Raw genomic sequence first — 15,144 nt, forward strand, 5'->3', positions numbered from 1 at the left:
GGGAGCGGGCTTTTCAGCCACGCTCCCGATTCGCGTCACGTGTTATTCGGTTTCCAGATCGATATCGATACCGAGCGAACGGATCTCTTTGATCAACACGTTGAAGGACTCGGGCATGCCCGGCTCCATACGGTGATCGCCGTCCACGATGTTTTTGTACATCTTGGTCCGACCGTTCACATCGTCCGACTTCACTGTGAGCATTTCTTGCAGGGTGTATGCCGCGCCGTATGCTTCCAGCGCCCACACTTCCATCTCCCCGAAACGCTGACCACCGAACTGCGCCTTACCACCCAGCGGCTGCTGGGTAACCAGGCTGTAAGAACCAGTGGAACGCGCGTGCATCTTGTCGTCCACCAAGTGGTTCAGCTTGAGCATGTACATGTAACCAACGGTCACATGACGCTCGAACTTGTTACCAGTACGACCGTCGAACAGCTGCATCTGACCGCTTTCTGGCATATCTGCCAGTTTCAGCATGGCCTTGATCTCGCTTTCCTTGGCACCGTCGAAGACTGGAGTGGCCATTGGCACACCGCCTTTGAGGTTGTTCGCCAGGTCCAGGATTTCCTGGTCGGAGAAGGTCTCCAGTTGCTCCTGACGACCACCGATTTCGTTGTAGATCTCGGTGAGGAACTTGCGCAGCTCGATGACCTTGCGCTGCTCTTCGAGCATGCGGTTGATCTTCTCGCCCAGACCCTTGGCCGCCAGGCCCAGGTGGGTTTCGAGGATCTGACCAACGTTCATACGCGATGGTACACCCAGTGGGTTGAGTACCACGTCGACCGGAGTACCGTTGGCGTCGTGCGGCATGTCTTCGACCGGCATGATCACCGAGACCACACCTTTGTTACCGTGACGACCGGCCATCTTGTCGCCCGGCTGGATGCGACGACGGATTGCCAGGTAGACCTTGACGATCTTCAGTACGCCCGGTGCCAGGTCATCGCCCTGCTGCAGCTTGCGTTTCTTGTCTTCGAACTTGTCGTCCAGCAGACGGCGACGATCAACGATGTAGGCCTGGGCCTTCTCGAGCTGCTCGTTCAGCGCGTCTTCGGCCATGCGCAGTTTGAACCACTGGCCGTGCTCCAGACCGTCGAGGACTTCGTTGGTGATCACAGTGCCTTTTTTCAGGCCTGCACCACCGTCGACAACCTGACCGTTCAGAGCCGAACGCAGACGCTCGAAGGTTGCGCCTTCGACGATGCGGAACTCTTCGTTGAGGTCCTTGCGGATCTCGTCCAGCTGCATCTTCTCGATGGACAGCGCACGGCTATCGCGCTCGACGCCATCACGGGTGAAGACCTGTACGTCGATGACGGTACCTTTGGTGCCGGTAGGCACGCGCAGGGAGGTGTCTTTAACGTCGCTGGCCTTCTCACCGAAGATCGCACGCAGCAGTTTTTCTTCCGGCGTCAGCTGGGTTTCGCCTTTTGGCGTGACCTTGCCGACCAGGATGTCGCCGGCGCCAACTTCAGCACCCACATAAACGATACCGGCTTCGTCCAGCTTGTTCAGCGCAGCTTCACCGACGTTCGGGATATCCGCGGTGATTTCCTCTGGGCCAAGCTTGGTGTCACGGGCCACACAGGTCAGTTCCTGGATGTGGATCGTGGTGAAGCGGTCTTCCTGAACCACACGCTCGGACAGGCAGATGGAGTCTTCGAAGTTGAAGCCGTTCCATGCCATGAACGCGATGCGCATGTTCTGACCCAGTGCCAGCTCACCCATGTCGGTGGACGGGCCGTCGGCCATGATGTCGCCACGCTGAACCGCGTCACCCTTGTTCACCAGCGGACGCTGGTTGATGCAGGTGTTCTGGTTCGAACGGGTGTATTTGGTCAGGTTGTAGATGTCGACACCGGCTTCACCGGTTTCAACTTCGTCATCGGCAACACGAACCACGATACGGCTGGCATCGACGGAGTCGATCACGCCACCACGACGAGCTACGACGCAAACGCCGGAGTCACGGGCAACGTTGCGCTCCATGCCGGTACCGACCAGCGGCTTGTCGGCACGCAGGGTTGGTACAGCCTGACGCTGCATGTTCGAACCCATCAACGCACGGTTGGCGTCGTCGTGCTCGAGGAACGGAATCAGCGACGCTGCGACCGAAACTACCTGCTTGGGCGAAACGTCCATCAGGGTGACGTCTTCTGGCGCCTTGACGGTGAATTCGTTCAGGTGACGAACAGCTACCAGTTCGTCGATCAGGTGCTTCTTCTCGTTCATCGTGGCCGAAGCCTGGGCGATGACGTGATCAGCTTCTTCGATCGCCGACAGGAACACGATGTCGTCGGTAACCACGCCCTCTTTCACCACGCGGTACGGGCTTTCCAGGAAGCCGTACTGGTTGGTGCGAGCGTACGCAGCCAGGGAGTTGATCAGACCGATGTTCGGACCTTCAGGGGTCTCGATCGGGCACACACGGCCGTAGTGGGTCGGGTGTACGTCACGGACTTCGAAGCCTGCGCGCTCACGGGTCAGACCACCAGGGCCGAGTGCGGAGACACGACGCTTGTGGGTGATCTCGGACAGCGGGTTGTTCTGGTCCATGAACTGCGAGAGCTGGCTGGAGCCGAAGAACTCTTTCACCGCCGCCGCAACCGGCTTGGCGTTGATCAGGTCCTGAGGCATCAGGCCTTCGCTTTCAGCCATCGACAGACGCTCTTTGACCGCGCGTTCTACACGCACCAGGCCAACGCGGAACTGGTTTTCGGCCATCTCGCCAACACAACGGACGCGACGGTTACCCAGGTGGTCGATGTCGTCGACGATGCCTTTGCCGTTACGGATGTCGACCAGGGTCTTGAGGACCTCGACGATATCTTCCTTGCTCAGCACGCCCGAACCTTCGATCTCGGTGCGACCGATACGACGGTTGAACTTCATGCGGCCAACGGCCGACAGGTCGTAACGCTCGGCGCTGAAGAACAGGTTGTTGAACAGGGTCTCGGCGGCATCCTTGGTTGGCGGCTCGCCAGGACGCATCATGCGATAGATCTCGACCAGCGCTTCCAATTGGTTGCTGGTGGAGTCGATCTTCAGGGTATCCGAGATGAACGGACCGCAGTCGATGTCGTTGGTGTACAGGGTCTCGATGCGAACAACCTGGGCCTTGGCGATTTTCACCAGGACGTCGGTGCTCAGCTCGGTGTTGCACTCAGCCAGGATCTCGCCGGTAGCCGGGTGCACGATCGCCTTGGCGGTAGTGCGGCCCAGGACGTATTCCAGCGGCACGTCCAACTGCTTGACGCCAGCTTTTTCCAGCTGGTTGATGTGGCGAGCGGTGATACGACGACCTTGCTCGACGATGACCTTGCCGGTTTCGTCGTGGATGTCCATGACCGCAACTTCACCACGCAGGCGCTGAGGCACCAGCTCCAGGCTGAGCTTCTCGCCCGACACGTGGAAGACGTTGGTGGTGTAGAAAGCGTCCAGCACTTCTTCAGTGCTGTAGCCCAGGGCGCGCAGCAGAACCGATGCAGGCAGCTTGCGACGACGGTCGATACGGACGAATACACAGTCTTTCGGATCGAATTCGAAGTCCAGCCACGAGCCGCGGTAAGGAATGATCCGCGCCGAGTACAGCAGTTTGCCAGAGCTGTGCGTCTTGCCGCGGTCGTGATCGAAGAACACGCCCGGCGAACGGTGCAGCTGGGAAACGATAACACGCTCGGTACCGTTGATTACGAAGGTACCGTTTTCAGTCATCAGGGGGATTTCACCCATGTAGACTTCTTGCTCTTTGATGTCCTTGATCGCTTTGTTCGACGATTCTTTGTCGAAAATGATCAGGCGGACTTTTACCCGCAGCGGAACCGCGTAGGTCACGCCACGCAGTACGCATTCTTTGACATCAAAAGCCGGTTCGCCCAGACGATAGCCAACGTACTCCAGGGCAGCATTGCCGGAGTAGCTGATGATCGGGAAAACCGATTTGAAGGCCGCATGCAGGCCCACGTCGCGGAACTGATCTTTGGTCGCTCCCGCTTGCAAGAATTCACGATACGAATCCAGCTGGATGGCCAGGAGGTAAGGCACATCCATGACGTCCGGCAACTTGCTAAAGTCCTTGCGGATACGTTTTTTCTCAGTGTATGAGTAAGCCATCAGCGTTCCCCAGCTTGGTCACCTGCTTGTTTGGCTTCTCCCGACGGGAGCAGCCAGAAAATCGTGCAAACCCCTTGGTTTGCGCCACCATCATTGGCGGTTGCAGCTCGTTATCGGCGCCGACCTGGTCAGCTGCCAATAACGGAAAAAGGCCGGTGGCAAGAGCCACCAGCCATCAGCCGTTTGCTTAGCGCTCGGGCTGGAGTCGCAAAGTCGAAATTACTTGAGTTCGACTTTAGCGCCTGCTTCTTCCAGCTTCTTCTTGGCGTCTTCAGCGGCTTCTTTCGAAACGCCTTCAGCGACAACCTGAGGAGCGCCGTCAACTTTCTCTTTGGCTTCTTTCAGGCCCAGACCGGTCAGTTCACGAACGGCCTTGATCACGTTGACTTTCTTCTCGCCGGCTTCAACCAGAACAACGTTGAATTCGGTTTGTTCTTCAACAACGGCAGCGGCAGCAGCTGGGCCAGCAGCGGCAACAGCAGCGGTAACACCGAAGGTTTCTTCCATTGCTTTGATCAGCTCAACAACTTCCAGAACGGTTTTCTGGCCGATTGCTTCGATGATTTGTTCGTTAGTCAGAGACATGACTTGAATCCTGTATTGGGGTGACAGCTTACGCAGCCATCAAATTAAACATATGATTTTGAAAGGGCTTGCGGTGCCTTAGGCAGCAGCAGCTTCTTTCTGGTCGCGAACGGCTGCCAGGGTACGAGCCAGCTTGCTGGTAGCGCCTTGGATCACGCTCATCAGCTTCGCAATGGCCTCGTCGCGGGTCGGCAGGGTAGCCAACACGTCGATCTGGTTAGCGGCAAGGAACTTGCCATCAAACGCAGCTGCCTTGATCTCGAACTTGTCCTGACCCTTGGCGAACTCTTTGAACAGACGAGCAGCAGCGCCCGGGTGTTCGTTGGAGAAAGCGATCAGGGTCGGGCCGGTGAAGGCGTCGTTGAGGACACTGAATTCAGTGTCAGCAACAGCGCGCTTGAGCAGGGTGTTACGTACGACACGTACGTATACGCCAGCTTCACGAGCCTCTTTACGGAGTCCGGTCATTGCGCCTACAGTCACACCACGGGCATCAGCCACGACAGCGGACAGAGCGACTTTGGCAGCCTCGTTGACTTCAGCGACGATGGCCTTCTTGTCTTCGAGTTTAATTGCCACGGGTTTAACTCCTGCTTGTTACCGTTTCATCTGGCCGAAGCCGGATGTCGTTTTGGTGTCTGATTCGGTAAGGAACCGGGAGCACCATCTGCGTAGGCTTGAGGTTTAAGGCTTGCGCCGCCTACGGTCTTGGATAGCCCCCGCCAGGCAGGGACCCCAATTTTTTCAACCTGGCGCGATCGCTCGCACCGGGCTTTGTCTTACGCGCTCAGCGAGCTCTGGTCGATGACCAGACCTGGGCCCATGGTGGTGCTCAGGGTAACGCGCTTGACGTAGATACCTTTCGAGGAAGCTGGCTTGATACGCTTCAGATCAGCGATCAGGGCTTCAACGTTTTCCTTCAGCTTGCCAGCTTCAAAGCCGACTTTGCCAACGGAGGTGTGGATGATGCCGTTTTTGTCGGTGCGATAACGAACCTGACCAGCCTTGGCGTTCTTAACCGCGGTGGCTACGTCTGGAGTTACGGTACCGACTTTCGGGTTAGGCATCAGGCCGCGAGGACCCAGAACCTGACCCAGCTGACCTACAACACGCATTGCGTCCGGGGAAGCAATAACGACGTCATAGTTCAGGTCGCCGCCTTTCATTTCGGCAGCCAGATCGTCCATACCAACGCGGTCAGCGCCAGCAGCCAGAGCGGCTTCAGCAGCAGGACCCTGGGTGAAGACAGCTACACGTACGGTCTTGCCAGTGCCGTGTGGCAGCACGGTAGCGCTACGAACGACCTGGTCGGATTTACGTGGGTCAACACCGAGGTTGACAGCAACGTCGAAGGATTCGCTGAACTTCACGGTGGACAGTTCGGCCAGCAGTACTGCTGCTTCTTCGAAGTTGTAGACTTTGCCTGCTTCGATTTTCGAAGCAATGGCTTTTTGGCGCTTGGTCAGCTTAGCCATTACACACCCTCCACGTTGAGGCCCATGCTGCGAGCGGAACCGGCGATGGTACGCACGGCCGCATCCATGTCAGCAGCGGTCAGATCAGCATTTTTGGTTTTTGCGATCTCTTCCAGCTGAGCACGGGTCACAGTACCGACTTTAACGGTGTTCGGACGTGCAGAACCGCTGGTCAGGCCAGCTGCTTTCTTCAGCAGAACCGAAGCAGGGGTGCTTTTGGTTTCGAAGGTGAAGCTGCGGTCACTGTAAACAGTGATGATCACAGGAGTCGGCAGGCCGGCTTCTTGACCCTGAGTACGGGCGTTGAAGGCCTTGCAGAATTCCATGATGTTCACACCGTGTTGACCCAGTGCTGGACCAACGGGTGGGCTTGGGTTGGCCTGGCCGGCCTTTACTTGCAGCTTGATGTAAGCCTGAATCTTCTTAGCCATGAGCTACTCCAATATCGGGTACGAACGCCAGAAGGCTCCCCGGATGACTTGCGTTTTATCCCAGTGACGACAAAACCCCGCAGCACATAGGGCTGCGGGGTATGGGATGCTTTGTTCGGCTAGACCTTCTCGACCTGGCTGAACTCGAGCTCTACCGGGGTAGAGCGACCGAAAATAAGCACGGCCACTTGGATCCGGCTCTTCTCGTAGTTAACTTCTTCAACGGTACCGTTGAAATCAGCAAACGGACCGTCGATAACGCGGACCACTTCGCCCGGCTCGAACAGCGTCTTCGGCTTCGGCTTGTCGCTGCCATCGGCAACGCGACGCAGAATGGCCTCGGCTTCTTTGTCGGTGATTGGCGCAGGCTTGTCTGCAGTACCACCGATGAAGCCCATGACGCGAGGGGTATCCTTGACCAAGTGCCAAGTCCCTTCGTTCATGTCCATCTGGACCAGCACATAACCTGGGAAGAACTTACGCTCGCTTTTGCGCTTCTGGCCATTGCGCATCTCAACCACTTCTTCAGTGGGGACCAGAATTTCGCCGAAGCCATCTTCCATGCCAGCCAGCTTTACGCGCTCGATCAGCGAGCGCATGACATGCTTCTCGTAACCCGAGTAAGCATGCACAACGTACCAACGCTTAGCCACGGGACACCCTTAGCCAACAATCAAGGAAATCAACCAACCGAGCAGGGAGTCGAGACCCCACAGCAGCAACGCCATCACCAGGACAACCGCCACTACGATGAGTGTGGTCTGCGTGGTTTCTTGGCGGGTTGGCCATACGACTTTACGAATCTCGGTGCGAGCTTCCTTTGCCAGCGCAAAGAACGACTTGCCTTTGGCGGTCTGCAGGGCAACGAAGCCAGCTACAGCAGCAAAGACAAGAAGTGCGAGTACGCGGTACAGAACCGGCGAGGCGGAGTAATAGTGATTACCCACAACACCAACGACTACCAAAGCGACAACAGCCAGCCACTTGAGCAGATCAAAACGAGAGTCTTGGGCTTCAGCCTTGGGAGTCATCTAGGAAAATCCTGTGAAAAGAAAGCCAGACACACGAGGTGAATCTGGCAGGTCAGGAGGGAATCGAACCCCCAACCTACGGTTTTGGAGACCGTCGCTCTGCCAATTGAGCTACTGACCTAAAAGCTTATCAGGCCGACCATTATGCCGGCCTGATCGAGAGAAATCAACTACTTATTCGATAACTTTAGCTACGACACCAGCGCCGACGGTACGACCGCCTTCACGAATGGCGAAACGCAGGCCATCTTCCATCGCAATGGTTTTGATCAGGGTAACGGTCATTTGAACGTTATCGCCCGGCATTACCATTTCGACGCCTTCTGGCAATTCGCAGTTACCGGTAACGTCAGTCGTACGGAAGTAGAACTGCGGACGGTAGCCTTTGAAGAACGGAGTGTGACGACCGCCTTCTTCCTTGCTCAGAACGTAAACTTCTGCAGTGAACTTGGTGTGCGGCTTGACCGAACCCGGCTTGACCAGGACCTGACCACGCTCGACGTCGTCACGCTTGGTGCCACGCAGCAGCACGCCACAGTTCTCGCCAGCACGACCCTGATCGAGCAGCTTGCGGAACATCTCAACACCAGTACAGGTAGTGGTTTGAGTATCACGCAGACCGACGATTTCCAGCGGATCCTGAACGTTAACAACACCACGCTCGATACGACCGGTAACAACGGTGCCACGACCCGAGATCGAGAATACGTCTTCGATCGGCATCAGGAACGGCTTGTCGATAGCGCGCTCAGGCTCTGGGATGTAGCTATCCAGAGTCTCAACCAGCTTTTTGACAGCGGTGGTACCCATTTCGTTGTCGTCTTTGCCTTCCAGGGCCATACGCGCCGAACCAATGATGATCGGAGTGTCATCGCCAGGGAAGTCATAGGTGCTCAGCAGGTCGCGAACTTCCATCTCGACCAGCTCCAGCAGCTCGGCATCGTCTACCAGGTCAGCCTTGTTCAGGAAGACCACGATGTAGGGAACGCCAACCTGGCGGGACAACAGGATATGCTCACGGGTTTGCGGCATCGGACCATCAGCGGCCGAGCAAACCAGGATCGCGCCATCCATCTGGGCGGCACCGGTAATCATGTTCTTCACATAGTCAGCGTGACCAGGGCAGTCAACGTGAGCATAGTGACGAATGTTCGAATCATACTCAACGTGCGCGGTATTAATGGTAATACCACGAGCCTTCTCTTCCGGGGCGCTATCGATCTTGTCGAAGTCGACCTTGGCCGAACCGAAAACTTCGGAGCAAACGCGAGTCAGCGCGGCAGTCAACGTAGTCTTGCCATGGTCAACGTGACCAATGGTGCCAACGTTTACGTGCGGCTTGTTACGTTCGAACTTTTCCTTAGCCATCGAGACTGTCCCCCGGTAGAAGTAATAAGCAGATCAAACAGACCATTAAAACAAAGGCAGATATTTTCATATCTGCCTTGTTATATGGAGCTCTTGAGCGGATTTGAACCGCTGACCTCACCCTTACCAAGGGTGTGCTCTACCAACTGAGCTACAAGAGCGTAACACTGTGCAACAACAGCAAACCTGGAGCGGGTAGCGGGAATCGAACCCGCATCATCAGCTTGGAAGGCTGAGGTTCTACCACTAAACTATACCCGCGGAGCTTGCGGCTCTCGCTAAAACTGGTGGAGGGAGAAGGATTCGAACCTTCGAAGCTCTCGCAACGGATTTACAGTCCGTCCCCTTTGACCGCTCGGGAATCCCTCCAGATTTGGCCGGCATTCTATGTAGATGCCGATCCAGTGTCAAGCGTTTTTTCAAATTTTTTCAATCAAATCTGAAACTTAGCTGCTTTGACACCGCCTCCAGCTCTACCACCTGAGTGGTGTTCCCTGTGAAGCGGGCGCCATTCTATCAAGCTATTCGCCAGTTGCAATACCCTCGCACAACATTATTTTATGTTTTAAGTCTTTGAAATCATGGGAAAGAGTCGTGAGCAGGGCTTGGTCCAGCAAACGCTGGCTCTGGGGCGCGACCTGCAGCCACAACCCCGTACTGTCACCGAGGCGACCAGTAACCGGAACAGCAGCAATATCCAGGCTCAACAGACGCTGACGCAATGCCTTGAGCTGCTCCTGAGCTGCCACCCCGCCCACGTAGAGACACTCCTGGCCGCGCTCCGGGGCGGTCTTACCACTGGTGGACTCGCTCAGCAGGCGAATTCCCTGCTGATTTCCCTTGTAGAGCGACAACGGAGCCACTTCCTTGGCCTTCAACGGCGCTTCCTGCTGGTGCCAGACGTAATAAAAGACGTTGAGCACCACCAACAACAGAAACAACCAACGCATAGGCACCTCAATCCAGGGGACAAGCCATGGCCAGACCAACGAACACCAGGTCCGGCACCACCCGGGCCTGTGGCGCGGCCTCCTGCACCAGGAGCGCATCGCCCCCAGTTAGCAGCACAGTGAAATCATCACCCCACAGTCCCTGAGCGTATTCGAGCTGCGAGCGAACAAAGCCCTGCAGCATATGCACGCAACCACGCTCCACCGCCTCGACAGTAGAACGCCCAGGCGCCAGGCTCGACAATGCCCGTTCAGCCGAAGCATCGTCATAGCGGATGCGCCGAGTGTGGGTACGCAGCTGACTGCGCATCAACGGCATGCCCGGGCAAATGAAGCCACCCAGATGCTCGCCGTCGGCAGATACGAAGTCGGCCTTGGCCGCCGTACCAAAATCCATGACCAGGCAAGCGCCGCCCGCTAGGTGATAGCCCCCCAGAAGCGCTAGCCAGCGATCCAGACCAAGGCGCTGGTAGTCTTCGTAGCCATTACGCACACCACAGACCTCTTTGGCCGGCTGCGCCACCACAACATTCAGGCCAAAGTGCTGAGCGAGCAGCGCCGAAAGACCGGCGGTCTCCTCTTCACTTCTGACACTGACCAGGCGGCAACGCTTGGGCGCCTCAGGGAGCGCCATGACAGCCGCTACCAGGGCCTGATCGGAGTCCACTATGCCGCCGGCAACCACAGCACCCTGTGCAGCATGGATTACCCGCCACTTGATAAAGCTGTTGCCACAATCGAGCTCAAGAATCATCACGCAACCTCAAACTGAGCTCACCACCGCTAAAGCTCTTCTCAACACCATCAACCTCGAGGCGCAGCGCCCCTTGCCGGTCAATGCCTAGAACAATTCCGTCAATCCGGTTGACGCCGGCAATCAAGGACACCGCAGCCCCCTGCCACAGATGGGATTGTTCCCATTCAGCCTGGAACGCGGCGAAACCGGATTGCCGATGGCGCTGCAGATCCTGCTGCAGGTTCTGACTGAGCGCAGCCACCAGTTTATTACGATCGACTGCCACCCCTGTCTCACGACGCACAGACGTCCATAGCTGATCGATCTGCTCGTTGACCTGCATGTTGACGTTGATACCAATCCCCAGCACTACGTGACAGACATCCGCGGGATCTCCGACCAGTTCCAGGAGGATGCCAGCGATTTTCTGATTGTTTACCAGAACATCATTCGGCCATTTCAGTCCCGCACCGGCAACACCAAAGGCCTGCAGCGTACGCATTACCGCCAGGCCAACCACAAGGCTCAAACCTTCCAGCTGGCGCATGCCGCCTTCAATACGTAGCACCAGGCTGTAATAGAGGTTTTCCGCGAATGGGCTGACCCACTGCCGGCCACGCCGGCCACGCCCGGCCGCCTGACGCTCAGCCAGCACCAGGAACGGCGCAGCCTGGCCTTCGCTGATCGAGCGCAGGGCCTGGGCGTTGGTCGAGTCGATGGATTCGAATATCAACACTGGCCACTGTTCGCCTTGGAAAAGCTCGGCTATTGCCGACTCTTCCAGCAACGACAACGGCGTGGCCAACTGATAGCCGCGGCCACGGACTTTATGAATGGGCAGGTTCAACTCAGCCTCAAGAAGCTGCAATTGCTTCCAGACAGCGGCGCGACTGACGCCCAAGGCTGCGCCCAGGTCTTGCCCGGAATGGAACCGGCCATCCTTGAGGAGCTTCAACAACTTCAGCATGCCAATCTCGACTCACAATGAGGAGGGCATGATAGCCATGCAGGTGGGGATTGCATAGAAAACTGAGTTGCGGGAGCGGCAGTAGGAGCGCACAGAGGAAAATGTCAGAAAGACAAAACCCCTACCTGCATACGCAGATAGGGGTTTCGGAATTTAATCTTGACGATGACCTACTCTCACATGGGGAAACCCCACACTACCATCGGCGATGCATCGTTTCACTGCTGAGTTCGGGATGGGATCAGGTGGTTCCAATGCTCTATGGTCGTCAAGAAATTCTGTTGCCAGAAGGTCTTGTTTAAGACACTCCAGCGAATCGGGTATGTGATGTTTTGTGAGTTACAAATTCTCGGCTTTGCAGTCTTCACAACACCGCAATCTGGCTTTCGCTCAAATTGCTTGGGTGTTATATGGTCAAGCCTCACGGGCAATTAGTATTGGTTAGCTCAACGCCTCACAGCGCTTACACACCCAACCTATCAACGTCGTAGTCTTCGACGGCCCTTCAGGGAGCTCAAGGCTCCAGTGAGATCTCATCTTGAGGCAAGTTTCCCGCTTAGATGCTTTCAGCGGTTATCTCTTCCGAACATAGCTACCCGGCAATGCCACTGGCGTGACAACCGGAACACCAGAGGTTCGTCCACTCCGGTCCTCTCGTACTAGGAGCAGCCCCTCTCAAATCTCAAACGTCCACGGCAGATAGGGACCGAACTGTCTCACGACGTTCTAAACCCAGCTCGCGTACCACTTTAAATGGCGAACAGCCATACCCTTGGGACCGGCTTCAGCCCCAGGATGTGATGAGCCGACATCGAGGTGCCAAACACCGCCGTCGATATGAACTCTTGGGCGGTATCAGCCTGTTATCCCCGGAGTACCTTTTATCCGTTGAGCGATGGCCCTTCCATACAGAACCACCGGATCACTAAGACCTACTTTCGTACCTGCTCGACGTGTCTGTCTCGCAGTCAAGCGCGCTTTTGCCTTTATACTCTACGACCGATTTCCGACCGGTCTGAGCGCACCTTCGTACTCCTCCGTTACTCTTTAGGAGGAGACCGCCCCAGTCAAACTACCCACCATACACTGTCCTCGATCCGGATAACGGACCTGAGTTAGAACCTCAAAGTTGCCAGGGTGGTATTTCAAGGATGGCTCCACGCGAACTGGCGTCCACGCTTCAAAGCCTCCCACCTATCCTACACAAGCAAATTCAAAGTCCAGTGCAAAGCTATAGTAAAGGTTCACGGGGTCTTTCCGTCTAGCCGCGGATACACTGCATCTTCACAGCGATTTCAATTTCACTGAGTCTCGGGTGGAGACAGCGCCGCCATCGTTACGCCATTCGTGCAGGTCGGAACTTACCCGACAAGGAATTTCGCTACCTTAGGACCGTTATAGTTACGGCCGCCGTTTACCGGGGCTTCGATCAAGAGCTTCGCGTTAGCTAACCCCATCAATTAACCTTCCGGCACCGGGCAGGCGTCACACCCTATACGTCCACTTTCGTGTTTGCAGAGTGCTGTGTTTTTAATAAACAGTCGCAGCGGCCTGGTATCTTCGACCGGCATGGGCTTACGGAGCAAGTCCTTCACCCTCACCGGCGCACCTTCTCCCGAAGTTACGGTGCCATTTTGCCTAGTTCCTTCACCCGAGTTCTCTCAAGCGCCTTGGTATTCTCTACCCAACCACCTGTGTCGGTTTGGGGTACGGTTCCTAGTTATCTGAAGCTTAGAAGCTTTTCTTGGAAGCATGGCATCAACCACTTCGTCGCCTAAAGGCAACTCGTCATCAGCTCTCGGCCTTAAGATCCCGGATTTACCTAAGATCTCAGCCTACCACCTTAAACTTGGACAACCAACGCCAAGCTGGCCTAGCCTTCTCCGTCCCTCCATCGCAATAACTAGAAGTACAGGAATATTAACCTGTTTTCCATCGACTACGCTTTTCAGCCTCGCCTTAGGGACCGACTAACCCTGCGTCGATTAACGTTGCGCAGGAAACCTTGGTCTTTCGGCGTGGGAGTTTTTCACTCCCATTGTCGTTACTCATGTCAGCATTCGCACTTCTGATACCTCCAGCAAGCTTCTCAACTCACCTTCACAGGCTTACAGAACGCTCCTCTACCGCATCACCTAAGTGATACCCGTAGCTTCGGTGTATGGTTTGAGCCCCGTTACATCTTCCGCGCAGGCCGACTCGACTAGTGAGCTATTACGCTTTCTTTAAAGGGTGGCTGCTTCTAAGCCAACCTCCTAGCTGTCTAAGCCTTCCCACATCGTTTCCCACTTAACCATAACTTTGGGACCTTAGCTGACGGTCTGGGTTGTTTCCCTTTTCACGACGGACGTTAGCACCCGCCGTGTGTCTCCCATGCTCGGCACTTGTAGGTATTCGGAGTTTGCATCGGTTTGGTAAGTCGGGATGACCCCCTAGCCGAAACAGTGCTCTACCCCCTACAGTGATACATGAGGCGCTACCTAAATAGCTTTCGAGGAGAACCAGCTATCTCCGAGCTTGATTAGCCTTTCACTCCGATCCACAGGTCATCCGCTAACTTTTCAACGGTAGTCGGTTCGGTCCTCCAGTCAGTGTTACCTAACCTTCAACCTGCCCATGGATAGATCGCCCGGTTTCGGGTCTATACCCAGCGACTAAACGCCCTATTAAGACTCGCTTTCGCTACGCCTCCCCTATTCGGTTAAGCTCGCCACTGAATATAAGTCGCTGACCCATTATACAAAAGGTACGCAGTCACCTAACAAGTAGGCTCCCACTGCTTGTACGCATACGGTTTCAGGTTCTATTTCACTCCCCTCTCCGGGGTTCTTTTCGCCTTTCCCTCACGGTACTGGTTCACTATCGGTCAGTCAGTAGTATTTAGCCTTGGAGGATGGTCCCCCCATATTCAGACAAAGTTTCTCGTGCTCCGTCCTACTCGATTTCATGACTAAGAGATTTTCGCGTACAGGGCTATCACCCACTATGGCCGCACTTTCCAGAGCGTTCCGCTAATCTCAAAGCCACTTAAGGGCTAGTCCCCGTTCGCTCGCCACTACTAAGGGAATCTCGGTTGATTTCTTTTCCTCAGGGTACTTAGATGTTTCAGTTCCCCTGGTTCGCCTCTTGCACCTATGTATTCAGTACAAGATACTCAGCTTATGCTGAGTGGGTTCCCCCATTCAGAGATCTCCGGATCAAAGTCTGTTTGCCGACTCCCCGAAGCTTATCGCAGGCTACCACGTCTTTCATCGCCTCTGACTGCCAAGGCATCCACCGTATGCGCTTCTTCACTTGACCATATAACCCCAAGCAATCTGGTTATACTGTGAAGACAACATTCGCCGAAAATTTGTAATGACTCACAAATTTTACCTTAGCCTGAACACACACCAGTGAAAGTGCTGTCCAGTCTATCTTTCTATCACATACCCAAATTTTTAAAGAACGATTCTGAAAAAGTTCAGAAATCAATATTCGATCCG

Annotated in this window: 11 protein-coding genes, 4 tRNA genes and 2 rRNA genes; all 17 read right to left on the reverse strand. The window is 55.5% G+C overall.

What is annotated here, in order from left to right; genetic code table 11:
- Positions 1–42: 42 nt before the first annotated feature.
- Positions 43–4,116 (reverse strand): DNA-directed RNA polymerase subunit beta, encoded by a 4,074-nt coding sequence (gene rpoB, locus BV82_RS24230; RefSeq protein WP_010220300.1) that lies wholly within the window; start codon positions 4,114–4,116, stop codon positions 43–45.
- Between the two features lie 219 nt (positions 4,117–4,335).
- The gene (gene rplL, locus BV82_RS24235; protein WP_007957596.1) at positions 4,336–4,701 is read right to left on the reverse strand and encodes a 50S ribosomal protein L7/L12; all 366 of its coding nucleotides are present in this window, start codon (positions 4,699–4,701) and stop codon (positions 4,336–4,338) included.
- A 78-nt stretch (positions 4,702–4,779) separates the two neighbouring features.
- The gene (gene rplJ / locus BV82_RS24240; RefSeq protein ID WP_010220297.1) at positions 4,780–5,280 is read right to left on the reverse strand and encodes a 50S ribosomal protein L10; all 501 of its coding nucleotides are present in this window, start codon (positions 5,278–5,280) and stop codon (positions 4,780–4,782) included.
- A gap of 200 nt (positions 5,281–5,480) precedes the next feature.
- Positions 5,481–6,176, reverse strand: a complete 696-nt coding sequence (gene rplA / locus BV82_RS24245) for a 50S ribosomal protein L1 (protein ID WP_010220296.1) — start codon at positions 6,174–6,176, stop codon at positions 5,481–5,483.
- Positions 6,176–6,607, reverse strand: coding sequence for a 50S ribosomal protein L11 (gene rplK / locus BV82_RS24250; protein WP_010220295.1), 432 nt, complete (start codon positions 6,605–6,607; stop codon positions 6,176–6,178). The genes rplA and rplK overlap by 1 nt, the downstream gene beginning before the upstream one ends.
- 119 nt (positions 6,608–6,726) lie before the next feature.
- Positions 6,727–7,260, reverse strand: a complete 534-nt coding sequence (gene nusG, locus BV82_RS24255) for a transcription termination/antitermination protein NusG (protein WP_010220294.1) — start codon at positions 7,258–7,260, stop codon at positions 6,727–6,729.
- 9 nt (positions 7,261–7,269) lie between these two features.
- The gene (secE, locus tag BV82_RS24260) at positions 7,270–7,638 is read right to left on the reverse strand and encodes a preprotein translocase subunit SecE (RefSeq protein ID WP_010220293.1); all 369 of its coding nucleotides are present in this window, start codon (positions 7,636–7,638) and stop codon (positions 7,270–7,272) included.
- 45 nt (positions 7,639–7,683) lie between these two features.
- A tRNA-Trp gene (locus BV82_RS24265) sits at positions 7,684–7,759 on the reverse strand.
- A 53-nt stretch (positions 7,760–7,812) separates the two neighbouring features.
- A complete protein-coding gene (gene tuf / locus BV82_RS24270) occupies positions 7,813–9,006 on the reverse strand; it encodes an elongation factor Tu (RefSeq protein ID WP_010220292.1) in 1,194 nt (397 codons plus the stop codon).
- An 85-nt stretch (positions 9,007–9,091) separates the two neighbouring features.
- Positions 9,092–9,167, reverse strand: a tRNA-Thr gene (locus tag BV82_RS24275).
- A gap of 26 nt (positions 9,168–9,193) precedes the next feature.
- Positions 9,194–9,267, reverse strand: a tRNA-Gly gene (locus BV82_RS24280).
- Positions 9,268–9,291: 24 nt separating this feature from the next.
- Positions 9,292–9,375, reverse strand: a tRNA-Tyr gene (locus tag BV82_RS24285).
- Positions 9,376–9,527: 152 nt separating this feature from the next.
- On the reverse strand, positions 9,528–9,956 hold the full coding sequence (locus BV82_RS24290; protein WP_010220290.1) for a hypothetical protein: 429 nt from the start codon (positions 9,954–9,956) through the stop codon (positions 9,528–9,530).
- Positions 9,957–9,963: 7 nt separating this feature from the next.
- The gene (locus BV82_RS24295; RefSeq protein WP_010220289.1) at positions 9,964–10,710 is read right to left on the reverse strand and encodes a pantothenate kinase; all 747 of its coding nucleotides are present in this window, start codon (positions 10,708–10,710) and stop codon (positions 9,964–9,966) included.
- The gene (gene birA / locus BV82_RS24300) at positions 10,700–11,659 is read right to left on the reverse strand and encodes a bifunctional biotin--[acetyl-CoA-carboxylase] ligase/biotin operon repressor BirA (RefSeq protein ID WP_010220288.1); all 960 of its coding nucleotides are present in this window, start codon (positions 11,657–11,659) and stop codon (positions 10,700–10,702) included. The genes BV82_RS24295 and birA overlap by 11 nt, the downstream gene beginning before the upstream one ends.
- Positions 11,660–11,816: 157 nt before the next feature.
- Positions 11,817–11,932 (reverse strand): 5S ribosomal RNA (rrf, locus tag BV82_RS24305).
- 137 nt (positions 11,933–12,069) lie between these two features.
- A 23S ribosomal RNA gene (locus tag BV82_RS24310) occupies positions 12,070–14,959 on the reverse strand.
- Between the last annotated feature and the right edge of the window lie 185 nt (positions 14,960–15,144).

Source organism: Pseudomonas donghuensis, from assembly GCF_000696345.2.
GTDB lineage: Bacteria > Pseudomonadota > Gammaproteobacteria > Pseudomonadales > Pseudomonadaceae > Aquipseudomonas > Aquipseudomonas donghuensis.